Here is a 24,689-nt window from a genome sequence, read left to right on the forward strand (position 1 = left end):
CAAACCTTATTGTTTAGGGGATTTAGCGATCTGGCGAGCAGGAACACCTACCCAACAGGTATCCTGTGGAAGAGATCGGATTACAACTGTCCCTGCTCCAACGACAGCGTGTTGGCCTACCTCTAGATTCGGAGAAATTACTGCGCCCGCGCCAATCATAGCACCGCGCCGCAAAGAAACACCACCCGTCAGTATTGCTCCGGGAGATATCGAGGAAAAATCCGCGATATCGCAGTCATGATCAATAGATGAGCTTGTATTAACAATGACATGACAACCAATCCGGACACCTACATTTATTGTTGCGGAGGCAGCAACGAACGAACCATCGCCAATCTGCACATCGTCGGCCACAACAGCATTAGGATGAACTACGGTTGCAAAGTCTGTTATACTAATCTTAGCTGCGACCGATTGTCGTAAAGCGTTATCTCCAATCCCCACAATCACCTTTAAATCAGCTATACTTTTCTTGAGATTTGTAAGTATATCGTCTCCACCGAGAATGGGCAGACCGTCTACAAGAAGTCCTGCAGGTAAGTTGTTGTCAAGGTATCCAAGGACGGAAAATTTCCCGGATTTCTGTGCCGCAGATGCAATAACGCGAGCATGACCAGAAGCACCGGCAACTACTAGACTATCCATTTAAAGTAAACTCTTTACGTAAACTTCGCCTTTTGCTGAGTTTGCCACTACGCATCTACCATCAAATATTTGTGCATCATATGGGTTCTCAAGCGGGAGACTGTAATCATCAGCCACAAAGCGCCCTTCGGCGTCGAACCACTGCAATCGACTGTTCCCCCAGTCGGTAACGACTAAGTTTGCGTGGCTATCGAAACTTATCGATACAGGTGCGTAAAAAGCTCCGAGGCTCTTTGACGCTTCCACGGACTTTGCAGTACGTACCCACCCCTTTTTCTCACCTCCAAGACATCCGATAAATTCGCCGTCAGGGCTAAATTTCTGCAACCGGTGATTCCATGTATCGACAACGATCAGGTTTCCTTCATGATCAGTTCTTGCCATATGCGGCCGATCAAAGAAACAAGCACCACTTCCAGGCATGAAACCTTCATTTTCTCTAAACCCAGGCCTCCCGCCCCCAAGTGCGCCTTTCAGTGACATTGTATAAGTGTCATATGCAAACACTGCGTTCAAGCGATACTCAGTAACCCAAAGAAGACCATTTGCACCTAAAACCCCGGTGGCGGGTCCAGCCAAAGTAGGCTCATTATCCTCTCCTCTCCCCCATACTTTAAGGAGGCTCCCCTCCGAAGAGAGCATAATGACGCCGGGATCATAATATGTGGTAACAAACATCGCACCATCAGCCGCAACTGCAATCGAATGCGGGCCATTAAAGTCCAAAGGTTTTCGACGCTTGTGTGATTGCACCCGACCATTTAGCACTTCGACTGGGGATGACCACCCGGCGACATTGTCTAGCCACTGAAAATATTCGAGTTTCGCATCGAACCGAAAAATACAATGCAAATCCATGTCTGCAACGTAATATCTTCCCTGCAGATCTGCAGCTAATCCAAAAGGCCTTCCAAAACCAGTGAGACAACACGCTCCCGAGATAGTTTCTCGGCTGATGACCGGGCGAAACCGCGAAAACAACTGTCAAACACCAAAAATCTGGTTGATGAGCCGCATCGTATGAAGGCTATCTTCAAGGCTAACCGCGTGACTTTCCTCCCCCCTCACCCGAGCGATGACAGCCTCGGCCTGACGCAAAAAACCGGCCTTAAACTCAACATCAATCGGATCAATTTCCACGGGATTTTGAACGCGTTCATTCACATTTTGGTAAGCTGCTTTTTCCAGTGGTTGCATTACCCACCGGCGGCTTGGAGTACTCAAAGCACAAGCCCATGGCCCAGGCCCCTTCCAAATCCCTTCATATAAAGCGCTATCACCACTATCAAAGTTTATGTGAGCCAGAACCACTTCAGTATCTGCACCCTTCCAAGGCATAACAGGCTGAACATTTGTAACTTTCCCTCTGCATAGGCAAAGCATCATATCAATGACGTGAATAGAATTGGCATACATAAATTTCTGCACAACCTCTTCAGGATGCCCATGCAAGCGAGCCTCTTCGTAATTTTGTTGATCCTGAACATGAACGTAGCGGTGCTCATTTCGTTGTTCAACATCGAGAAGAATATTTTGCAAGCTGCTGTAAAACCTACGATTAAACCCGACCATAACAGGTTTATCTCGCCCTTTTGCCGCAGCAGCTATATCTTCTGCATCACTCAAGTCGTAGCCAGCAGGTTTCTCTAGTAAAACGGCCCAATCATGAACGAAGACCTCCTTAGCGACAGCATTTGCTGCGAGCTCAGGAACAGCAACTACCACCAGATGTGCAGCACTTTTTTCCTTTAGCTCCGCAATGTTGTCGCAGACATTGCCAAAGTTGTGCTCTTGTGCCAGAGCTTCGGCTTTCGCACGGGTCCTGCTGTAGATCCCGGTAACTTGCACACCATTCAGAGCACTAAAAGCCCGAATGTGCTCCTTTGCCATCGACCCTGCGCCGACTATTGCCACATTAATCATTTAACCTCTCACAACTAACAGCAGCTATCTAACACCGCATTACTCAGAAGCTCTAACAACGTCCTCGTATGCGCACATTTCTTCAATAAGGGCGACAATTCGATCTGCAGACTTCCCATCCAGCATCCCCCAACGATGGGCGGCCAGCTTTGCATCACGCTGAAGATCCCGAAACTTGTCACAATTAGGCCTGAGGCTTTCAAGCGCATTCTTGAAACTATCCTCTGAGGCAACGGTAAGCACGCCCGGCACCCCCTTGAAATCGTCATAGTCGTAGTGGAAAAGGTCATAGTTAACAACGGGTACTTCGCAAGCAATGGCCCACCTGATCGTAGCCGAAGCAAAAGCCAAATAAACATCAGACAAAGCTACTAGCCTAGCTGTATCAAATTCAGTAACAATAATCCCATACTTTTCGAGCCCGATTCCCATTTCCAAATTATTGGGGTGCGGGCGGAAAATTACATCATAAACATTCGTGAGAGGTTTAAGGAGAGTTCCCAAGCGAACAATGAACTGGTGGAAGTCGCTGTATTCGAAACCGGAAGGACAACAACCGGATTGATCAGGGCATCCCCCAACAACCAATATAGGCTTATCCCCCTCGATATGCAGGTCGCCCTTCAATCTGCTCACTTCTTGTGCTTTATTATTTTTAAACTGTGCCAGATGATCATCCGAAATTGACCCAACCACTCTTATTTTTTTTTTCGGAATTCCGGACTGCAGATAATAATGTTTCATTGCCAAATTTTCGACCGCGATCACGTTTGCAAAACCCGAATTCATCATCCAAGGATTTGGCGGAGAGGTTTTAGTGAGAATCTGCCCCAGAATATAAGGAGCTGGCATTCTTACCAAAGATACCCCATCTTGGCTCATAACCCAATTCGGGAATAGTTTTCCCATTGCGCGGTTCCAGATTCCTTTCAAATGATAATGCGCATTTCCACATAAACTCTTGAATGCCTCTTGTTCATTTGCAATCGTGTATGGAATTATTACTGTCGGTATATTTAACTCATGCCCAGCTTTAATTATTAGCGGAGATATATACCCAACTACATCTTCAGGAACGATGATAACATCTGGACTTGATGTTTTGACGACCCCCTTCAACGCTCTTTTTTCAGATAAATAAAAACAAACAATTCTAACCGAATTATACAGAATCAATAAAGTCGTATATTTTGTCAAAAACTCCTTTATTTTTCCCAAAAAAAGTCTTTTAGAGAGCGCTAGAAGATAATCATATAATCTTGTGAAACTAGATAATCTATCTGACGATGCTTCTGTTTTGGAACGCCTTCCCATACCAATTTGGCGTAACTCAACGTGAGAGAAGTCACCTTCATTCTCCTCTTGTTTAATGGAAGCAATGATATCAGTATCACTTCCGGTTTCCCCATGAAAATACAGGAAATGAATTTCCCAACCTTTATTTTTCAAAGTTTTAGCGCATCTCCTCATTTCGACATAGTCTGATGGTCTCTGAGAAACAAGAAGAGCCCTGCCTGAAGAGGCCTTATGGTTTATCTTCAAAGCACTAAATCCTCAACTGAAGGCGCATCAACGCTATATATACCGACTTTAGCAGTCAAATATGAATTGGAAACATCAGAAACATCGCTATTAAGCTCTTTGTTAAACTTCCCAACTATTTGGAAAAATTCGCTTTTGTCAAAGCAAGGAACAACGAATTCCGCCAACTCTGGCATTCTAAAGGTCTCGTCAATCCCCATTCCACTATTACGCTCTTGCAGCCCAATTACCGACAACCCGATTCCGATTGCTTCAACCATCATCAATGAAGTGTATCCAACAACTACATCTGAGGCTATGATTGCATCGAAAGCCTCAACGTCATCAGGCACAACAGAAACAGTGCTGGGATATTTCTTGGCTAATTTGCGGTATTCTCGCGCGCTTTGCCGCTCAAGCGGGTGAATTTTTATACTTAAATGGAACAGGTTACTTTGTGCACTTGTCATGCCTTCAAGCACATTCGTCCAGAAACTAATAGCATCTCTCCGGACGTAACCTTGAGTGGGGAATAGTAACTTTAATGGTCTAGGGCCACCCGGTTTTTCAAGTTTCCTTTGCTGCGACCACAGTTGCCGATACTCTTCAATCAGAGGATTTCGCGCGACAAGGATGTTTTCTGGTGACCAGTATCCGGCTTGGCGTAATTGCCTTGCCCATACCTCCCCAAAGACTACTTGGGAATCTGGGATCGCCCGCATGAAAGGCACATACCTGTGGCGTTTACTCCAAGAGTAGTCTGGCTCCCTTGTACTAAACATGCCGTGCTGGATTTCAGTTACATGGATCCCCAACGATTTTGCGGCAGCAAGTTCGGGAACTTTTCCGTCGGCGTCTAAGACGATGACCTTACTGACCCGAGAACGAGCCAAAAGGCACCTAGTAAATAAAAATCTACAGCAAAAGCGAGCTAGTTGGTCAGAAATTAGATTAAATACCTCGTTCACATCAAGATGTGGGAATTCTTTTAAGAGCTCATCGGATAGAAGCTTAGCAATTTTTTGTTCCTTCTCTCTTTTTCTGAGGACACTCGCAAAAACCGCAACTACCGAACTAATTCCATAATCTTCAATTTCCCCGGGAAAAGGAAACCGCTTTCCTGCACGCCCCCAAGGAAAGCGATAATGTATCCATGATCGATTTCGTTCTATTCGCTCAAGATTTCCAAGATGAGGGTGAAGTTTCTGACCACTTGGCAATAATACAGGCCGCGCCTCATAGAATACAGCGCCACTCTTATGAGAGGGGTACGACAAGTTGGCGACAACCTGCCATAAGCCTGAAGATATTCTAAGGACAACCTCCGAGAACGCTATCCGGCTCCCCCCTTCAATAGCAACCGAATTGTTGAGACAGTATAGCCATAGTCTCTCTTTAACTATCGGCCATGCCCACCAACCGCGGAATGAAGTCTCAAGAATTACAGGATTATTGTCTAGACGAATAAATCGCGAGTTTACCTCTTCGTGACTTGGATTGGGGAGTACCTTAGCGTGCATTGGTTGCTACAAGAGAACTATGAATGTGATTAAGAACGATTTCAGGGGCTTTAATAGGACTTGGCAAGTGCTTTGCTGCAGACCAATACTTCTCTTTAACCCGCTTAGAACCGGCCAACGCCAAAACACTCGATAGGTCTCGAACGTCGTTAATTGCCAGAACCAAGCCCGATTTTAAGTACGGAAATTCATCGAGTTTAACCATCTTGTGGAAATAATCGATAATCTCTGGATCAAAAAACAAGGAGACCGGTGTGATAAGTGGAACCTCAGAAAAATAGTTCAAATAGGCAACATCATAGGTGCAATTTGAAAATGCGCTACATACGACATCACACGTCAAAAGAGAGTGCTCGACATCTTGCCCCTGGCAGATAACACATGGCATCCCAGCATCCGCAAAACGCTGAACGGTCCAACGTATATCGCCTTTATCTTCTCTGGGATGTGGTCGGTATAGCGCTTTGTATTCTCCCTTTTGAGCGATCATTGCATCGACCCATGCATTCAAAGTATTCCTGTATCCTTTAACCCAGTGCAATGCCTGCCCATAAAACCCAACGACAGTTGTTTCTTTGGATGCACCAATTCGCCTTCTTTCTTTTTCTCTAATCGCATTAATATCCATGCTTTGGTAGGCGGAGTGCCGAGGGGACCCCACACTGACAGCATTAAGCCCATGACGGTTTTCGCTTAGACGCACAGCCTCATCGTCCAGGGCGAAATATAGCTGAGCTCGGGCCCCAAAAAACTGGTTAGCCTCCCCCCAGAAGTCTTGCATAACGAATTTTGGCCCCTTGAAAACAGCTGTAATTGCTTCATCCAGCCCCCCATCAAATGGAGTAGACAATCCACTCAAAACAGCGTCTGGCTTCAAAGAATCGATCAGATCCCGCGATTTTTGAAGTAGATTTTCCCCTTCAACCGAAGGCATTTCTTTAGCGGGCGGAAGATCCACTACGGTGGTTAGAAAGCCTGCCTCATCAAAATACCTGCTCGCCGGCTGCTGCGTAACGATATCGATATGAAGGTCATCAAAGTTCCTAGAACATTTAGCTATTTCGATTAGATGAAGAGCTGCTGCAGGATCTCTTGCTGTAAGAAGTATTTTGTATTTCAAAGATATTAGTCCTTAAAAATATTTAGAATCACTTCAGCGCGATAACGGGACATTTTCTCAAGAAAGAAGAATTTTTTCCATTCACTTTCTAAAACTTTTGACCCGGAAAGCTCTCCATTGACAAGAACCATCAATGATCGAAGTGCGAGGGATCTAAGAACTTGAACAGGTTCAATATAGACGCTTTGTAGTTCTGTCTTTATTTGAGATCTATATCCATGCAGGAACGCCTTTCCTAATCGGCTTGCTTCCAAATCGTTGTCTACACGAACTAAAACAAAACGCTCAATTGCAAATAAAACCTCGTATTCAACAGGAAGAACGCTATGAGCAGTATCTTCAAAATCCATAAAAACAGGAGTGTTGTTCAAAATCAGCACGTTACCGGGGTTAACGTCCCCATGCAAAGGCTGTGTGAACCATTGAGATCTCTCAAAATCAAGTTCTGCGTCGTTCGCTAAGTTTAAAAGACGTTGCGGATAGGGGCCTAGTTCCACTCCACTACTCACAATATATTGTCGAGTTTTTGATAAGGCCTTTAATCTTTGCGCAGTCCTAAGCCTCCAACGTTCACGATGAGGCACGTTCCTTAGAGCCTTATGCAACTTAGCAAGGCTAACACCAAATGCAAAAAGCTCATCTACAGCTAACCCAACACGACGCCCCTCAAGATAGGGCATTTTGACGATGACTTCGCCACTCGGCAGTCGGTACTGACCTGACGCAACAACTACAGGAACTTTGTTAGAAGCGAGCCACGCGCTGGCTTTTTCTGCCTCTTCTGACTGACATACTTCACTGTCTTCTAATATTTTAAAAATGAATTTCCGGCCGTCTGGCTCGTCGAGCCTAAACATTCGATCAGACACAACGTCACCAAACTTTGCTGCCCAGAACTTCCCTTCGGAACCAACAACTTTTGCTATTTGGAAAGCGATATCTTTGGAAGCGACCTCCCAACCTGGTATCGCTGGCTCTAGCCCTTCCCAAGCTGGTGGGCGAATACTAAAGTTACTGGGCGACATCGGCCCACTGAATCGGCAGCCCAGCCAACACTTTTCTCGAGAGTTTCCGACCGCGAACACTATCCCAGTCTTGAACTGGGATGCCGCGACACGGAAATGCAAAACGCACGTTACCGAAATCAATAGGGTCGCCAACACTCATATCTTTGGCCGCCACTAGGCACTGACGCTGTGAAGTTCCTATCACTCCCTCAATCGGAATCCCTATGTCTCGTTCGAAATTACCGAGAGATAACCAAACATTATGTACCGAACGCAGGACTTCTGGCAGATCATCAAGATCCATGGTGTGTGAAATATCAATATCGAGATCATCAGGATCGACATGCACCCCCTTTTCGACAACAGCAGCTCCGAGAGCTATTGCTGCATAGAGCATTTCAATGCCGGTGTGATGATCAGACAGGCCTACAGGCAGATTGAACCTCTCCCTGTAGGTTTGAAGTATCCTCAGGTTATGCGCTTTTGGCAATGCTGGATGGCCATCGGGACTGTGTTCGACAACAATGTCATTACATCCGGCCTCCCTCGCCGCTTTGACCGCCATTTCGACTTCTAAGAGAGTTGCACGGCCAGTATCTATTACAAGAGGCAGCCCCTTAGTAGCGCAGTGCCGAATTAGTGGAATATGCACCAAATTTGCTGAGGCTATCTTTAAGGAGCAAGCTCCTATTTCATGCGCAAAGTCTGCTCCTTTGAAGTCGTAAACAGATACAATAAAGGGCGCCCCTGCATCACTACAATTACGCAAGATCTTCTCGTAGCTGTTGAGTGAGAGTACCTTACGCTCTATTAAATCTCTGTAGTTTTCCTGCTGTACTCGGCCATCTTTAGATGCATACGTTTCAAGTGTGTCACCAGGCAAACATATCTCCGCATCGTGGAGAATTTCCGTTTTTAGTACCATTGGCTGTTCAGCGATTGATTGCCCAATGCCAATTATCCGCTGGACCATTTCTGAAGCCAACTCAACATCTTGACCAAAAAAACCCCCGATTTCCGCTAAAAACACCGGTGGCTTATCTTCCGAGTTGAGCTCATATCCGCCCAGCGAAAAAGAATGCACCATTCGAAATAACCCTTAACGTTAGTTTATCTGTTGGAAAGCCGAGATCAGATGCTTGACTTTATTCAGTTAATTTTGGCAAAGCCACGCTTGGGGCGTTTTCCATCACGCCCCAGAGCTTCTGCTTTGTACGATTGAGAATGTGCTCGTTCTTAATGTATACTCCGTTTTAAACAACTTCTTCGAGAAGTTTACAGTAGACGGAACCCCTTCTCAAAAACGAATTAAAACGCAGAATCACACTTGTGCACTTTCAACCAACACACTTCGTAATTCACCACATAGCTTTCGCAACCTAGCTATTTCGTACGATGGTGACAAAATACGTCAAAAGACATCATGTTCAACAATCGATCCAAAAAATTAAACCAAGGCGATCGTGAGGCTACAACAAACAGTATATCCCAGCACCTCTCGGGTAGCTATTATCCCGGCAAATTAAAGTTCACCCATTAATTTTACGTAGGGCAAAAGCACGTAGTCGGGATAGAAGACGCACCGCTATAGCTTATTTTTGGGGCTTGTGTACGATCATAAAATAGTGATCAATCATAATCTTAAGGCCATTGGTTAGCTGCAAATCTCGATATTGCGTCTGCATTGTCCAAGTTCTTATTGGATCCTCCCGTCTTGGAATATCGAACGGTATCTGGAAACGCTGTAGCTCGAGCCTTGCCCCCAGGTCCGCCACTAATTCTTCAATGGTCTCCCTACTGAATATATTCCAACCAGTCTCCCAAGAACCCGGAGAACCATCAGGTCGCTTACGATGACGTATCATCGCGTCAACACCAAACTCGTTCAGAGGAGATAAGACGACAATTAACCCCCCCGGTTTAGTAACTCGATAGAGATTGTCCCAGTACGCATTTATTTCTAACTCATTAAAAATAGACATACAGCCTATTGAGGTAACGAGGTCAAATTTTTCAAACAAAGAGGCGGGTAACTCCAGCGCTGAGGCACGCGTAAATTGCGCCTCAGGGAGAAGCCTTGATCCCACATCTAAAAGGCTCTGAGTTACATCAACACCAACTAGTTCACACTCTTTAAATTCCGTCGACAAGAATCCAAGTAATTCGCCAGCGGCACAGCCTACATCCAAAACACTAGAACAATCCTCACCAATGCGCTTCTTTAGGATGTTTAGTAGCGACTTAAACGTCTCCTTCGGCTCATTACTCCAACCTTCATCTATGTAATGCTGATGATTTCTGTAGGTTGCATTACTCAAAATATGCCTCCTTACGAGCCTTCAAAATTAGTTCAGCCAACTGGAAATCAAATTCGTCGTCAATATCCACGCTATCAATTCTACTCATCAAATAAGGGACGCTTGGTTTACAATAGAATCTTTGTTCAGCTCTAAAAATGTCTGCATTTACTACATATATAGCGCCATTCTGCTGGTAGACGTCAGTCATATTTTGTCTGCGCGCTTCCATGTCCCGGTCAGTTGTAAACGGGCGAATTTCTGAATTCTCAATGAGAACCGTTTTCCCCGGATGCACAGCCACTTCACAAATGCTCATTGCCGAAGCCCCGTTGGCGTTTTCATACGCGCTAATACATTCGTCAATATTTTCCGCTGTCCTCAATGGAGATGTCGGTTGCAACAAGACCACAGTTTCTGGGTGAACACCCTGACTATCTAAAGTCCGCAATGCGTGGATAACTACTTCGTGATTTTGGGCAGTATCTGATGCTAGTATACTAGGCCTTTCAATTACGTTGGCCCCAGCAGCTGCAGCGCAAGTAGCTATTTCGATGTCGTCAGTAGACACATAGACTGCGTCTATTGCTTTAGCACTCAAAGCTGCCTCAATTGAGTACACCACAAGCGGTTTGTTCAATAGTAATCTTACATTTTTTCGCAGAATTCCCTTTGAGCCCCCGCGAGCCGGTATTATTGCGACAACTTTCGCGTTTTCTTCTTCCATGTTCACCAACTACTTCGAAGGAGCCATTTGTGAGAGATCAACAAGGGATCGGAATTGTAGACACTCATTATAAAGTTGTTCAAACGTTCCTGTCTGCAGTATACGCCCACTATCAAGCATAATAATCCTATCGCAATCACGTAATGTACTGAGCCGGTGAGCAATCATTATGATTGTGGAGTTTTTCCTGATTTCACAAAGGGCATCACTGAATGCCTTTTCATTAGCCGAGTCCAAGCCGGAAGTCGCTTCATCAAAAACCAAAAAATCTGGTCTCTCATAAAGCACGCGGGCAATCCCCAAACGCTGTCTTTGCCCACCGGAAAAACGGGAACCATCCTCTCCTACGAACTCGTGAATCCCATTTGGGAGGGTGCTTACAAATTCCTTCATTTGAGCTATCTCGAGGGCTTCCCAAACTTTCTGCTCATCAATATCTTCCGAAGCTTCGCCGAAGGCCACATTACGAGCCACCGTATCTTCGATAATAAAAACCGATTGAGGAACAAAACCGATATGTTTGTGCCAAGCACGCAAGTTTTTTTGCTCGCTAAGAGGCACATCATCAACCAAAATTGTCCCATTTTTGGGCGCAACCAAACCCATAAGAAGGGCAACTAGAGTGCTTTTCCCAGCTCCTGAGGCACCCGTAATCCCAATAGTTTCTCCCTTGAAGATCTCAAAATCCGCGCTCTCCACCGCGCAAGCCTGTGATTCTGGGTAGCAATATGAAACATCTTTGAAAGTAATTTTTGACTTGAAGGGTAAAGGATCAGGCTCAGTTACAGGCTTAAATATTCCTCGCTCAAGCTGATGGAATTCGTCAGCAATTATATCCACTGCATTGTTACTGATGTTCATCAATTGTAGCGAACCTAAAATTCGGTTTATTACCGGTGTCAGGCGAAAAAACGACGCCGCAAGGAGACCCAAAATAGCTAGTCCTGGCTGCTCTTGAGTGCTAAAAAACATCACATAGGTCACGACCGACAATATGCCAACGATAACCGCTCCCTCTGTTACCAGAGGAGGAATAGTTGCCATGAAGTTATAATGGGCTTGCCTTCCAAAGTTTCTAAACTCCACTTTCGCATATGCATCTAAAAAGAAATTTTCTTTTGCAGTTAATTTTGTTTCTTTAATCATACCAATAGACTGACGCATTATACTTTGGCGAACTTTGAAAAGATCGTTCAGCTCAGCCCCGATTTTCTTAAAAGGCCCTCTCATGAAAGCGTAAAGTGCCCAAGAAACGAAAGCGATTAGCAACAAGCTAAGCAACATTTCTGCAGGCAAAACAAAAGTTAGTAGAATACAAAGCCCAATTAATATTGCGAAATTAACTAGTAAATTAATAAAAGGCGCAATAAATTGATCATATACAGCGGCCGTCAACGCCATATTTCGAATGATTTCTGAACTAGACTTGGCTAAGTGAACGCTATAGTCAGAGAAGAGATAAATATTCATCAATCTCTTTGAAAGATCTCCCTTCCATTGCGCTAAAGAACGCATCTGCATCCAATTGAACATGAGCATATAAGCGTTCTTACCAAGCAAAACTAGCCCAATCAGTCCAATAATAGCTATCGACAATGTAGTGTCTGATTCAATTCCAACAAAGTCGACTACTTGAGGAAGATACGGAATATTGGCAATTTTGTCAGGTGCAACTATAACGACTAGGAGCGGGAACACCAACCCCACCCCTGTCATTTCTATAAGTGCAGCAACAAAGCTTAGAACGACAAAGCCAAAAAATTGAGCCCAGCGAACAGATATTTCAGCTGCCACAAAGTCTAGCCCAACGGGAGACAAAGTTAGCCTTAGAAGTTTTAGCAGTTTTGACATGTAACCCTACTCGTCACGTTCTGCATATTTAAGCTTTTCACTAGGCGTTGTCACAAACAGTGCGCCTTAATTGCCATTGATTCCCTTCAAACTTCCAAAGGTGTGGTGAACGAAAAGTATTAGTTAACCTATCAAAGTATTCTCTATTCATTTCCGGGTGCTCAAACATTTTCGATGCTACAGGAAAATCTTTTGGGCTAATACTCAGGTAATCGAAGTTTTCCTTCTCAAACCTTTCGGAATATTCCCCATCAAATCGACGCACTAGACTAATTGCTTCATCTCTATCAATTTCGCCATTCCTAATTTCTTGCGAAGAATCATAGGTTGCGCGCCCAATACCAAACTTGATGAAAGTAGTATAGTAGTGCAGGTCATCAATCTTATCGTCAATGGAGCTATATTTGCTGTAGGTTCCTGCAGAACGCTCAGGAGCGGCCTCAAAACCACCATGCTCGACAGAGTAGTAGTAACATTCTTGCGGGTGCCACGGAATGTAATAACCAAGATAGTGCACGTCGACGTTTGCCTGCTTCAGTAACTCTGGATTTGGTGGCATATATGGCTTCAAATCGTGCTCACTCAGACCAAATGAGCTTTTGAGCTCAGCAACGGAGGTTCCCGCCAAGTAAATTTGGGATTGGTCTGGACTAGAAAAGAATTCCCAGTCTTTTGTCGCTTTGTCATCGGCAGCAGACGAATTGCCATATTCCGTCGGATTCTCGCCATAAAACACCAACGGGATGCCAAGCTGAGCAGCCATTTTAGGGGGGAAGTACATCTGTCCCATAATAAACGGCTGGAACGGATGGAACATCTGCTCCAACGCCAAACGCGTTAGAAGCCTATGAGCACGTCCATTGGGAGTGAAAAGATAGTTGTCGAACCCTGCATGCATCCAAGCTTGGAAATTTCGCCAGCCCCAATCAGTATATATATGGGGGGCCCAAGTAACAGTCAGTGGGTTCATTCCATATTCATACTTGAGCTTGTGAGCAGCAAAAAAACTATCCTTGCCTCCCGACCCGGGCACAAGACAATCGTATCCGCCGTCGTTCCGTCTATATCTGTCACATAGTTCACGGAGCCGTTGTTCACGCTCAACCCAATCAATATTCTTCTTTTTCTCAGCAATTCTGCAAGCGGCGCACACACCTTCATCGTCGAAGTCAACAGTCGGCTTGTTTGAAGCCCTAGTATGTTTGTACTCCTTTTCGGAGTTTGGCTTCTGGTTGCTATACGTACACGATTTGCAGAACTTCACGTTAGATGGCAGGCCATAAAACGGCTTGGCATCTGAAACATCTGCGGCGTATTGCGACAAATCTACGGGCTTTGGGTACGGAATGCGTTCCATAATGCTATCCTGTTGTTACTGTTTCGCTACAAAGGGCTGTTTTTTGGGGCTTCATAGCGACCTATATAGGCATTAGTCGCCGCAGCGTTCTCGCGGCTTTACTTTGGCTACGACTCAGAACAACATCATTCAGATGTCGGCAGTCTAATCTGGTTGCAGACGGTCATGATGAGTTAAATTAGGCAAGCTATCCAATAGGTACAAATTTAGCTCTGCAGTAACTGATTTTGAAGCCACCTTCAACCCGTATGAGGAGGGAAAGGACTCCAATGCGGCTCAGAGTCTTGTGAGCTAGTAATATCGAATGCTCAGCGACGGCAAGAAAAAGGCAGACGTTTCCCAAGTTACCCTTAAACACCAACCTTTAGAGCGACGAATCACCAAACCGATAGACCTCCATCGACCATCACATTTTGGCCGGTGAAATAGCTTGAAGCGTCTGACGCTAAGAACAAAATGGCTCCGTGCAGTTCGTCATCCCTACCCATACGCCCTAGTGGAATGCGTGCGCTGTACTTTTTTTTGAAGGTCTCGTTTTGCCCACTTTCAACTCCTCCCGGAGACAAAACGTTCACACGAATGTTTGCTTCTGCCCAATATGTTGCGAGATAGTTAGAAAGACCTATCAAGGCTGCTTTTGAGGCGCTATAGACTGCGGGTGTGTTAATTGCCACCCCCATGTATTCAGAGCCTTCATAAATCCTTTGGTCAGGCGCCAATACACCGTAAATTGAGGACGTATTAATTATACTCCCCCCGTTCCCCTGCTTGACCATTTGTCCGCCTACGGCCTGAGCGACCAGAAATGCGCCGTCGATGTTTATCGACATCACCTTACGCCAAAGATCAAGGTCATAGCTTTCGAACGGAGCAAAAAAGGCATTGAGATCGTCTGCTTTACTTGCTGCATTGTTCAATAAAACATCGATAGAGCTAAATTGTCTAACGGCAGAATTTACCATTGATGTCACACTATCCTTGTCCGCAACATCACATGCCAAAGGCATTATCTGAGCGCCTGGAACATTTTGGAGAATGTCCTCACAGGCCTTTTTAGCTCGCTCAATGGTTATATCGACAAGCACTACTGAAGCACCATACTCGGCGAGTACCTTGCAAAACCCCTTGCCTAAAATACCTCCACCGCCCGTAACTAGTGCAGTTTTTCCCGTCAGGTCAAAGTGTTTATGCATTGGAGACCTCAAGCATCTGAGATGGGGGCATCGATTTTGCCAGTCGAATCAAATTCATCGTACCGATAACGCTGTCTGGTGCTATTGGAGGTTTACGATCGACAACCATATTAAAAAAGCGCTCAAGAGTTCGCCGGAATGCCATAAAGTTATTGGCTAACTCCAAGTGCAAATTTCCGTTTTCTCCGTAAATGTTTATTCGAAAAGTCTTAGCAACCTTTCCGAGGCAATCCAAGCGAAGCGCAACGTCATTGTCGTAGCGGATATCATAAGACTCGTAGCCGGTATCCGCCCGAGAAATAAATCTCGGCTTACTGAATCCAAGTCCAGAGAGAGCATCCAAGATATGAATGCCGTACTTATCAAGGTCATTCACCACCGTCGCAGATACAAATCGAATATCGCCAATTTTATCCTTATTCTGTGTATATTCTTCAAGTTCGATCGCATAACGAAGGCCAGAGGTTGACATCAGCAAGCCAGCCTTGAGATATGGCTGGAAGGCCTCCAGTTCTGAAATATCCAGACTCAAAGGTTTATCAATGAAGACAGGGATACCAGCTTCTAGGAATGGCATTGCAAATTTCGCATGCGTCTGCCAATCGTCCCTGGCAATAATTAAAGCGTCAATTTGCCCCAGCATTTCTTCAGGCGCTTTAACTGCCCGCTCAATATTGCAAGCTGCGCATAGCTTCTGAGTCAAGGAGTGATCCTGCGTCCACGCACAACAGATTCTCGCGTCGCCAACCCCAAACCTGTCAGCAGGCTGGCGACTTAGATAATCAAGAATAACTGGCCATCCGGCCTCAGAAAATGCTTTGCGATCATAGCCGTTTACGATCGCCGAAAAGGAAAACGGATGACCGTTTCCCTCGCTGAAGCCAATGATGCCAGTACGGATCACCATACTGCCCATCCCCCGTCAACACATATGTTCTGCCCCGTAATATAGGCACCAGCGTCACTGCATAGCAGCCCAGCAGCTCCTTTAATATCAATTGGGATACCGATACGTCCCATGGGATTTTTTGCTTTAAGCCTCTCGATAAAATCCGGGTTTTCTAACTGCGTGCTTTCGAACGGAAAGGGGCCAGGACTAATACAATTGACCCTGATACCTTGAGGCGCCAAGAAGCTCGCCAAATATTTAGAAAGCTGTATAACCCCAGCTTTAGCCGCCCCGTAACTTGGTGGGTTTGCGAAACGTTCACTGTCATACATCCGATAATCTGGTGCGACGTGACCGTACATCGATGCAATATTCAGGATAACACCGTTTCTCGGAGACAGGAGCGGAACGGCCGATTTAATAGTTCGAAAAACACCATTCAAGCATACTTCGATATCCAGATCCCAATCCTCATCCGAAATCGACTCAAATGTATTCTTGCGACCTGACCACCCGGTGTTGACCAAGATATCCAGTCCGCCCTCTGTAACCTTCGACGCCTCTTCACAAAGTTTTCGGATTGAATTTCGATCCGTAATATCCACGCCCAAAGCTTGGTGATCACCCTTGAACCTCTCAGACAACTGTTTCACAAATGTCTGACACTTTCCCTTGTCGCGGCTAGCGACAATTACCCGAGCACCAAGCTCTGCAAGAGTGTACGAGATCTCACCACCAAGAAGACCAGCACCACCGATAACTAGCGCATCTCGACCTTTTAATGACAAAAGGTCGTTTAGGCTGCGCGCTTCTTTAGGATTCGAGTATGGCGTTTGCAATTATAAGATCCTTTCTATCATCAATATCTATCACTTTGTCTTTAGAGATAATCTCAGCCCCGATCTTACCAAACAGAATATTGGGTCCGTTTGTCGGAAGTCTATCGGCTCGGAAAGCGTAAACAGCACCGTTCAGCTGATAAGCGGCGGAAAGTTCCTGACGGGGTTTCCATGGAATTGCACCATCGATGAAAGGCTTTGGGATACCTTGTTCAATCTTCCAACATCTTTCCGGATTGATCTCCGCACTATGAAAAGTCGCAATTGAATCTAATTCTTCATCTAGCATTCTTCTCAGGCAATTTAAGATCATCTCAGGAGTGCGAAACGGAGATGTCGCTTCGAGCAGCACAATGATGTCGGGAGCTTTACCCTCTTGCTGCTGCTGACTAAAGAAATGCCGCACAGCATCGACCACAAGAGCAGAATCCGTTGCAAGTTCGTCCGGTCGCCAGTGAATCTTTGCTCCTAGATCTGCTGCAACCGTACCGATTTTCTCGTCATCTGTGGAAACAAACACTTCATCAATTTCGGGCGTGGCAAAAGCAACATCAACAGGCCACGCTAGCAGAGGCTTACCCCCCAGATCACAAAGATTCTTGTAAGGAATCGACTTACTTCCCCCTCTAGCAGGAGTGAGAGAAACGACCCTTTTCCCATTCAACATTATTCAAGCGCCCACTTAAGATTAAGGCAATTAATCAACTCTCACCTTCTGCAAAAATCTATGCCCAAGGGAAAACTTGGTCATCAGAGTTATCGTTTGACCCGATACTGACAAGGACCGAGCTCTTTTGTGCAGAAGCGTAAGCTGCGGCTAAAGATGCGACAATTTTCTTTCCGTTCCCACCGGACGGATAATTCTCCCCTTGCAACAACGCTGACATAACCTCACGGGTAGGCCCAACGTTATCTGCCTGCGGGAATGCTATTGTTTTTCTATCCCATGGCATCCCGTATCGGGTCATAGGTTGACTTTGATGCTCCAAGAGGCGCGCTGTAACGATCATCTCGCCCTGCAACTCATCAACAAATACGTGACCAAATTGGGTCGCATACATTGACGTCATTCCGTGCCCTTGATCATGACCTATGCTCAACTTCAACCTTTGACCATTTTCAGAAATAAAAAGAAATTCTCCTGCCTGATCAAAGTAACGAGGGCCTCGAGGATTCTGAAATGGCTCACCTGTGAAATGGCCAGAAACTCTTGAAGGCCATGTCCCGGTTAAATAATTGAATGCCTCAATGTAATGGGATCCATTCATTGCCAGTCCGAAACACCCTGCAACAACATTCATGGAAGCAAGGAGACCCAATTCACCACGCTCGAGCTCCTTCTTCACCAATGCATACTGCGGCATAAAGCGCATCTGGTGGTTCACTGCAAGAGCAGTTCCTGATTTTTCACAGGCATCAATCATCCTGTCACATTGCTCCACCGAGACAGCCATCGGCTTCTCGCACAGGACAGCTTTGGAAGATGAGCTTGCAGCGAGACAAACCAATTCGCAATGCGTATCAGCTGTTGTCGCAACAATAACTAATTCGGCGCCCCCTAAAGAATCAAACATCTCTTGAGCATCAGAAAAGCAGTTCGATTTAGCGACACCAAAGTCATCAGCAAGGTTGTCTCGAACCTCTTTCCTAGTGTCACAAATCGCTTTTAAAGACATCCCTAGGTCTACAGCGGCCTGAGCGTGAGCTCTTCCCATACGGCCCGCTCCAACTAAATAGACAGATTTACTGTTCACGGCTGCTCCACATGGATTTTCATAGTTTTCAGAAGAGTTTGAACTTAGCAAGAGCGATCGCCCAGGGAAATAAAGTTTGAAATAACTTTCAATCCAATAGGGCCGCTCTTTTCAGGGTGAAACTGCAAGCCATATAGATTTTCTTTGCGCACTGCAGCGCATAGCTCTACCCCGTTGTATGAACATGTGGCTAAAACATCTTGTTCTCTCTCAGGATATGCAGCATACGAGTGGATGAAATAACAGTCAGCACCTGGAACGATTCCGTCCAATACAGTGCCTTCCCAAGCTTGCTTCTTCGGTTCTAGTCCTTCCCAGGTAACGTGAGGCACGCGATGTGGGTAGCCATCGCCCCCTTTATCAGGAATTTTCCGAACTTCTCCTGGGATCAGCCCCAAGCCTTTATGATAACCAAACTCGCAACTACCTTCCATGAGCATTTGCATACCCACGCAAATACCCAGAATTGGCTTCCCGCTCTTAATATATTCCAAAACGGGCAGATCAAGTTTCTTTCCACGCAACGAAGAAATGCATTTCCCAAAAGCACCGACTCCAGGCAGAATCAGCAGCCTCGCATTTAAAATTGCTTCTGGATCACTTGATAAAACAGGAGTTGCTCCGCAAACAGAAACGGCTCTCTCAACGCTTCGAATATTCCCTGCGTCATAATTAACAATTAAGAGTTCAGTCATCAAATTTTCCTCACCGGGATACCAGCTTCCAACGCTTTAGCGCGCACATCTTCAACCGACATGCGTTTGTAGTGCAGAACGTCAGCCATAGCGACCGCCTCAGCCTTTCCTAGTTCAAAGGCAGCAATCATGTCATTTGTATCCCCCATCCCTCCGCTAGCGATAACTGGAACATCAACCGTGGAGGAAACTGCCTGGATCAACTCAATATCAAATCCTTTGCGTGTACCTTCTCTATCAACAGAAGTAATAAGAACTTCGCCTGCACCAAGGGCCGTTGCTTTTTTCGCCCATTCGACAACGTCCAAACCTGTTTTCTCACGGCCGTTATCCGTGTAAGCTTCCCATGTCCTTGGGCCCACTTTCTTTGCCTCAACTGACAAAACGATGCACTGAGACCCATAAATGTTTGCCAGTTCAGAAATCAGATCTGGTCGTCTCACAGCGGCAGTGTTGATAGCTACTTTATCAGCACCGCATCGCAACATTTCCCCGACATCATCAGCAGAGCGAATCCCCCCTCCAACTGTAATAGGAATAAAAACATTCTCCGTTGTAGATCGGACGATATCGCCAAGACCATTTCTCTGATAAAGACTCGCGACAACATCCATATAGATGATCTCGTCAACGCCTTGCTTATAGTACTCTTCAGCAAATGAAGCCGGGTTTCCCAGTTTTCTGAGCCCTTCTAAGTTTATAGATTTGATTAAGTTCGGTGCCTTAACGTCCAAGCGCGCAATTAGTCTTTTTTTGCTTTTTGAGATCATCTCGTACGACTTCCAAAAATCTTAGATCTTAAATTTACTTATCCGAATACTCTTCATTCGCGAGCTCTAAATCATCTGGTCTACCAACATCCCTCCAAGCTTCGAGAATAGGAAAGACGTGAGTCGGATAATTCGACTCCCTGATAATTTCAAATAAAGTTGGCATATCCAAATACTGGTTTGGCTTCACAAAATTCAAAACATCTGGCTCAAGCAGATAAATTCCCGCATTCACCAAATAGGTTGATGTTGGTTTTTCTTCAATTTGTAAAATTTTGTATCCATCGACATTAACCACACCGAAAGGCACTTCATAAGAGTGTTCGCGCACGCACATGGTCGCTTTACAAGGATGGGTGTGATGGAAGTCTATCAAGTTCCGAGTGTTAACCTGCGTTAACACATCGCCATTCATAACTAAAAACGGATCCTTAATGTCTTGGTTTATCAAAGAAAGAGCCCCTGCAGTACCTAAAGGCATTTTCTCTTCAACATAACTAATATTTAATCCTTTGAATTGCCCGTCACCAAAATACTCTTTAATCATTTCACCTTTGTAATTCAGCGATATTACAATATTGACAAACCCTTCACTAGCAAGTCTATCAAGTATGATTTCAAGCATGGGCTTACCTGCGACATGAACCATCGGCTTGGGAACAGAATCCGTAAATGGGCGAAGTCTCTTTCCTCGACCACCAGCCATAATTACAGCAGTATTTGGAATCTTCTCTTGGTTCAAAAGTCCATCAAGGGTTTCAAGCCCAACCAATTTTCCGTTTGGCCCCAAAATAGGAACGTGTCTCAAAACCCTGCTCACCATCATGCTCAAGAGGTGCTCCTTGTCATCAAGCAAGTTGGCAGTAGTTGGCTTAGAGTTCATCACCCGTGAGACCGGAGCATCGAAAGGCATACCATTCAAAATAGCGCGTCTAATATCTCCATCAGTAACAGTTCCTAACAGTTCGTGTTCAGGGCTGACAATGAGGACAATTCTTGCAGGGTGACGATCTAAAATCGCGATCGCCAGCTTAACTTCATCTTCAGGCTCTAAAACAATTTCTGATATATCCTGCATCAAATTTGGTCTTCCAATACTGAAGTATCTATCATCTCATCTTCGAGATAATCACGGTTTGACTTGCGCCCAAGAATATCCCAGATAGCCATAGGCGAAAGCCCTCCACCGGGCCGCTTGGCAGTAACATCAGCTGCTGTAAATTCTTCACCTGACCTTATGTTACGTTTTACCACTAAGCTTTTACGAACAACGTTCAAGTTTTCGCCTTCGGCATCGTTGCAAACCTTCGTTGGCAGTCCCATCAAACGTTCGACATCACGAACCCCAGCAACTAATTTTTGCAAATCATGAGGCTCAATGGATGCGGCGTGGTCTGGTCCTTCCATCCCACGGTCTAACGTAAAGTGTTTTTCAATAACAGTTGCTCCATTGGCCGCTGCGGCAATTGATGCCATAATTCCTTCAGTGTGGTCCGAGTACCCAACAGGTAAACCAAAATGCTTGGCTAGCGTCCCCATTGCGCGCAAATTGACTTGATCAAAAGGTGTTGGATATTGGGTTGTGCAGTGTAGAATTGTAACTTTCTTCTCCAACATTTCTATCCCGCGCTCGCTTTCACGGGCGGCTCGAAATGCTTCCATCCTGGGACTTTCGCCCTGAGATGAAAGATATCCGAATGCGAGAACCCCCAATGCATCGGAGATTTCTTCTACCGTGCTCATGCCTGTCGAGAAAATGATAGGTAGCTGAGAACGCGCAGCCTCTAACAACAACATCCCATTTGTTATCTCACCAGAGGACATTTTAAGTTTTTGAACCTTTACGTCACGAACAAGAAAGTCGAGTTCCTCCAAGCCGAAGGGAGTAGACAAGAACTCTATCCCCGCGTTTTCGGCATAATCTTTAAGTTCAAAATGGGCATCTCGACTTAACTCTAGGACTTTTAACATGTCATACTGAGAACTGTCTGACTTGCTATTTCGTTCTTGGTAACGCGCCTTAGGAGCTGATTTCGTAACCAAATTTTCTGAAAAGAAAGTTTGAAACTTAACCGCATCTGCCCCGGCTCTGGCTGCTTCTTCAACCAAATCTTTAGCAATTTGCAGTGATCCGTTATGATTAACTCCAGCTTCAGCTATAATATAAACTTTATTCATTTCCGCTGATTTTCCTTATCTTCGTCTACGTCGAAGAAGTGTTTAACCAATATATGATCAAGGTTAATACCTTTAAGAATCTCTTTTATTTTTTTTGAAATCTGTCCTGGCTGGCCATATGGATTCTCAGAAGAAAACACTGATTCGAGGAAATCTCTCGACATACACATATTTATAGTCTTCGTTATATCTAGAGGTACGTTTACACAGTCTAAAACAGATGGGGCGCGCAAGCGACCTTTCTGGCGATCACCAATATTGACGGCGGGAACACCTGCAGCTGGTGCCTCGATAATACCACTTGAGGAATTCCCGATTACCACATCGACAAGCTTCAACAGCCCCAAATAACGCGCCTGACCAAGAGAAGTGGTAACCAAAACTCTATCTGGATATTTTTTAGCAAAAGCATCCAACTCGGCATTTATAGCTCGCCCTCCAGCATCAGCGTTCGCTTTAGTGATAATACAGGTTGCGTCATCGAAAGCGGCTAAAGCTTCTAGCAAAGGCTGAACTGCGGCACTAGGCTCTTGATTTGCGAGGGTTTCAGGATGAAATGTCACAAGAAATAAGGGAGCCTTTAGCTCAATACCTAAGCTTAACTCCAAAGAAGTGCGATCAGGTAAATCCATTGCCGCGAAGTTATCTAATCCAGGTGCACCAAACGCAAATACATTTCTCGGATTTTCCCCCATTTGGATTACCCTCTGCCGATAAGACTCGGCAGCGGTGAAGTGAAGGTGCGCCATTTTGGTCACTGCGTGTCGAATACTCTCGTCAACGGCGCCCTCTGTCGTTTCGCCTCCATGAATATGCGCCAGAGGTATCTTCATCAACATTGCCGCCTGAGCAGCAGCAAGAATTTCATATCGATCACCTAACAGCACAACAATATCTGGCTTCAGCAGGTCATATGCATCGGCAAAACCTATGACCGCCCTCCCTGTCGATTTAGTGATACTTACGGGCGTGTCGCCAGTCAGCGACATATCAACCTTCGCATTAATATGAAAACCATCTTCTTCAATATACCGATAGGTATAACCAAACTCTTCCGAAAGGTGTGAACCGGTAACTATCGTTTGAAGCGCCAACTCGTCATCGCAAGCTATCTGGCTCATTAAATTAGATAGAATTCCGTACTCAGCTCGTGTCCCAGTGACAACGCAAATCTTACGCTTATATGTCATCCCTCCCCTCCGCCAAGTAAGAACTACTGGGCGTATTGATGACACGAGCTGCCATGTCTTCAGCACATGATAAATCCATTCGGGGGTTCTCAGTGAACATTGGCAATGTATGCATCAAATTCCAAACGGGACGGCACCAAAGGCCTGCCTTATTAAGAGCTTCCAGAACTCCATCTCGCTGCTCAAATGACGTCCCTGGTTTCAAAACGATCGCATTTAACCAGTGGTTCGACACTGAGTCCTCTGGAACCACCAACAAATCGATATCAGAAACATCTTTCAGGATATTTCCATAAGCCTTAGCCAACTTCCTTTTTAGCTCTATCCTTGTGTCCAGTTGTTCCAGCTGAGCACACCCCAAAGCCGCATTGATGTTCGGGAGCCGATAGTTATAGGCAACACAATCATGCTCATACAGCCACGGATGGGGACGCTTCGCCGTGGTGCAAAGATGGCGGGCGCGCTCAGCAACCTCGTCGCTATTTGTTAAGACAGCCCCACCACCACCGGTGGTGATGATTTTATTACCGTTAAAACTTAACGCTGCTGCATTTCCAAACGATCCGACTGGTCTTTCTTTATATTTAGATCCCAGCGCCTCTGCTGCATCTTCAATAATGAGCAGATTGTATTTACTAGCAAGATCAACCAAAGCCTCAATATCCATAGGGATACCAAATACGTGCATTGGCACAATGGCACGCAGCACCCGCCCTGTCTGGCGATTTCGGAATACTGGGCCATTTGATCCCTCGCCATCCGCTACTGCTATTTCTTCGAGATATCTTGCCAATTTTTGCACATCTACGCCAAGACGATCTTTATCGCAATCGACGAAGTGTGGCACGGCTCCAGCATGGCAAACGGCATTAGCAGTAGCCACGAATGTCAATGCTGGCACAAAAACCTCGTCATTTGGACGAACACCTGTTGCCATGAAAGCAGCATGTAGTGCAGCTGTACCATTTACTGTTGCTATCGCATGACGAACCCCGCACCTGTCCGCTAGCTCATTCTCAAATCGATCAACAAAAGCACCAACGGAAGAAACCCACCCTTCGTCTAGGCAAGACTTGACATACTCCCATTCCCGCCCCCGAAATTCCGGCTCATGCAAAGGGAAGACTTCTTGATCAATGGGCAGCACTGAACGCAGAGCACCGACCAGTTTCTGGATCGTTGCAGCTGTCAACGACGTGTCCAAACTCGCATC

The 24,689-nt window shown here is 45.5% G+C and carries 23 protein-coding genes; all 23 read right to left on the bottom strand.

The window, feature by feature from the left end; translation table 11 throughout:
* Positions 1 to 6 precede the first annotated feature (6 nt).
* The 23 genes from TH4_RS02160 to TH4_RS02270 all read right to left on the bottom strand — a co-directional run bounded on the left by TH4_RS02160 (position 7) and on the right by TH4_RS02270 (position 24,680).
* On the bottom strand, positions 7 to 645 hold the full coding sequence (locus TH4_RS02160) for an acetyltransferase (RefSeq protein ID WP_064779738.1): 639 nt from the start codon (positions 643 to 645) through the stop codon (positions 7 to 9).
* A complete protein-coding gene (locus TH4_RS02165) occupies positions 646 to 1,503 on the bottom strand; it encodes an NHL repeat-containing protein (protein ID WP_064779739.1) in 858 nt (285 codons plus the stop codon).
* A 126-nt stretch (positions 1,504 to 1,629) separates the two neighbouring features.
* The gene (locus TH4_RS02170; RefSeq protein WP_209272103.1) at positions 1,630 to 2,568 is read right to left on the bottom strand and encodes a Gfo/Idh/MocA family protein; all 939 of its coding nucleotides are present in this window, start codon (positions 2,566 to 2,568) and stop codon (positions 1,630 to 1,632) included.
* 39 nt (positions 2,569 to 2,607) lie between these two features.
* Complete coding sequence (locus tag TH4_RS02175) at positions 2,608 to 4,017, bottom strand: hypothetical protein (RefSeq protein ID WP_157097690.1); 1,410 nt, start codon at positions 4,015 to 4,017, stop codon at positions 2,608 to 2,610.
* An 89-nt stretch (positions 4,018 to 4,106) separates the two neighbouring features.
* Positions 4,107 to 5,309 carry a hypothetical protein gene (locus tag TH4_RS02180; protein WP_167351182.1) on the bottom strand — a complete coding sequence of 401 codons (1,203 nt, stop codon included), beginning with the start codon at positions 5,307 to 5,309 and terminating at the stop codon, positions 4,107 to 4,109.
* 289 nt (positions 5,310 to 5,598) lie between these two features.
* Positions 5,599 to 6,729 carry a hypothetical protein gene (locus tag TH4_RS02185; protein WP_064779742.1) on the bottom strand — a complete coding sequence of 377 codons (1,131 nt, stop codon included), beginning with the start codon at positions 6,727 to 6,729 and terminating at the stop codon, positions 5,599 to 5,601.
* A 5-nt stretch (positions 6,730 to 6,734) separates the two neighbouring features.
* A complete protein-coding gene (locus tag TH4_RS02190) occupies positions 6,735 to 7,754 on the bottom strand; it encodes a phosphotransferase (protein WP_064779743.1) in 1,020 nt (339 codons plus the stop codon).
* Entirely contained in the window at positions 7,741 to 8,823 is a 1,083-nt protein-coding gene (locus tag TH4_RS02195; RefSeq protein ID WP_064779744.1) for an N-acetylneuraminate synthase family protein, read from the bottom strand. Before TH4_RS02195 ends, TH4_RS02190 begins: the two co-directional genes overlap by 14 nt.
* Positions 8,824 to 9,328: 505 nt before the next feature.
* On the bottom strand, positions 9,329 to 10,054 hold the full coding sequence (locus TH4_RS02200) for a class I SAM-dependent methyltransferase (RefSeq protein ID WP_167351183.1): 726 nt from the start codon (positions 10,052 to 10,054) through the stop codon (positions 9,329 to 9,331).
* Positions 10,047 to 10,760 (bottom strand): acylneuraminate cytidylyltransferase family protein, encoded by a 714-nt coding sequence (locus tag TH4_RS02205; protein ID WP_064779746.1) that lies wholly within the window; start codon positions 10,758 to 10,760, stop codon positions 10,047 to 10,049. Before TH4_RS02205 ends, TH4_RS02200 begins: the two co-directional genes overlap by 8 nt.
* Before the next feature lie 9 nt (positions 10,761 to 10,769).
* Positions 10,770 to 12,611 (bottom strand): ABC transporter ATP-binding protein, encoded by a 1,842-nt coding sequence (locus TH4_RS02210; RefSeq protein WP_064779747.1) that lies wholly within the window; start codon positions 12,609 to 12,611, stop codon positions 10,770 to 10,772.
* A gap of 40 nt (positions 12,612 to 12,651) precedes the next feature.
* Positions 12,652 to 13,968 carry an N-acetyl sugar amidotransferase gene (locus TH4_RS02215; protein WP_064779748.1) on the bottom strand — a complete coding sequence of 439 codons (1,317 nt, stop codon included), beginning with the start codon at positions 13,966 to 13,968 and terminating at the stop codon, positions 12,652 to 12,654.
* Between the two features lie 377 nt (positions 13,969 to 14,345).
* Positions 14,346 to 15,161 (bottom strand): SDR family oxidoreductase, encoded by an 816-nt coding sequence (locus TH4_RS02220; RefSeq protein ID WP_064779749.1) that lies wholly within the window; start codon positions 15,159 to 15,161, stop codon positions 14,346 to 14,348.
* A complete protein-coding gene (locus tag TH4_RS02225) occupies positions 15,154 to 16,068 on the bottom strand; it encodes a Gfo/Idh/MocA family oxidoreductase (protein ID WP_167351184.1) in 915 nt (304 codons plus the stop codon). Before TH4_RS02225 ends, TH4_RS02220 begins: the two co-directional genes overlap by 8 nt.
* On the bottom strand, positions 16,062 to 16,889 hold the full coding sequence (locus TH4_RS02230; RefSeq protein WP_064779751.1) for an SDR family NAD(P)-dependent oxidoreductase: 828 nt from the start codon (positions 16,887 to 16,889) through the stop codon (positions 16,062 to 16,064). The genes TH4_RS02225 and TH4_RS02230 overlap by 7 nt, the downstream gene beginning before the upstream one ends.
* Positions 16,864 to 17,556, bottom strand: a complete 693-nt coding sequence (locus tag TH4_RS02235; protein ID WP_064779752.1) for an acylneuraminate cytidylyltransferase family protein — start codon at positions 17,554 to 17,556, stop codon at positions 16,864 to 16,866. The genes TH4_RS02230 and TH4_RS02235 overlap by 26 nt, the downstream gene beginning before the upstream one ends.
* A gap of 58 nt (positions 17,557 to 17,614) precedes the next feature.
* Positions 17,615 to 18,694, bottom strand: a complete 1,080-nt coding sequence (locus TH4_RS02240) for a Gfo/Idh/MocA family protein (RefSeq protein ID WP_157097692.1) — start codon at positions 18,692 to 18,694, stop codon at positions 17,615 to 17,617.
* Entirely contained in the window at positions 18,688 to 19,338 is a 651-nt protein-coding gene (gene hisH / locus TH4_RS20435; protein ID WP_083996942.1) for an imidazole glycerol phosphate synthase subunit HisH, read from the bottom strand. The genes TH4_RS02240 and hisH overlap by 7 nt, the downstream gene beginning before the upstream one ends.
* Complete coding sequence (gene hisF, locus TH4_RS02250) at positions 19,338 to 20,108, bottom strand: imidazole glycerol phosphate synthase subunit HisF (RefSeq protein WP_064779755.1); 771 nt, start codon at positions 20,106 to 20,108, stop codon at positions 19,338 to 19,340. Before hisF ends, hisH begins: the two co-directional genes overlap by 1 nt.
* Positions 20,109 to 20,142: 34 nt before the next feature.
* Positions 20,143 to 21,186 (bottom strand): nucleotidyltransferase family protein, encoded by a 1,044-nt coding sequence (locus tag TH4_RS02255; RefSeq protein ID WP_064779756.1) that lies wholly within the window; start codon positions 21,184 to 21,186, stop codon positions 20,143 to 20,145.
* Positions 21,186 to 22,286: an N-acetylneuraminate synthase gene (gene neuB, locus TH4_RS02260; protein ID WP_064779757.1), complete on the bottom strand. Its 1,101-nt coding sequence runs from the start codon at positions 22,284 to 22,286 to the stop codon at positions 21,186 to 21,188. Before neuB ends, TH4_RS02255 begins: the two co-directional genes overlap by 1 nt.
* Positions 22,283 to 23,476: a UDP-N-acetylglucosamine 2-epimerase gene (neuC, locus tag TH4_RS02265; RefSeq protein ID WP_064779758.1), complete on the bottom strand. Its 1,194-nt coding sequence runs from the start codon at positions 23,474 to 23,476 to the stop codon at positions 22,283 to 22,285. Before neuC ends, neuB begins: the two co-directional genes overlap by 4 nt.
* Positions 23,466 to 24,680: a LegC family aminotransferase gene (locus TH4_RS02270; RefSeq protein ID WP_197145886.1), complete on the bottom strand. Its 1,215-nt coding sequence runs from the start codon at positions 24,678 to 24,680 to the stop codon at positions 23,466 to 23,468. The genes neuC and TH4_RS02270 overlap by 11 nt, the downstream gene beginning before the upstream one ends.
* Positions 24,681 to 24,689 lie beyond the last annotated feature (9 nt).

This window comes from Thalassospira tepidiphila MCCC 1A03514, assembly GCF_001662875.1.
GTDB classification, from domain to species: domain Bacteria; phylum Pseudomonadota; class Alphaproteobacteria; order Rhodospirillales; family Thalassospiraceae; genus Thalassospira; species Thalassospira tepidiphila.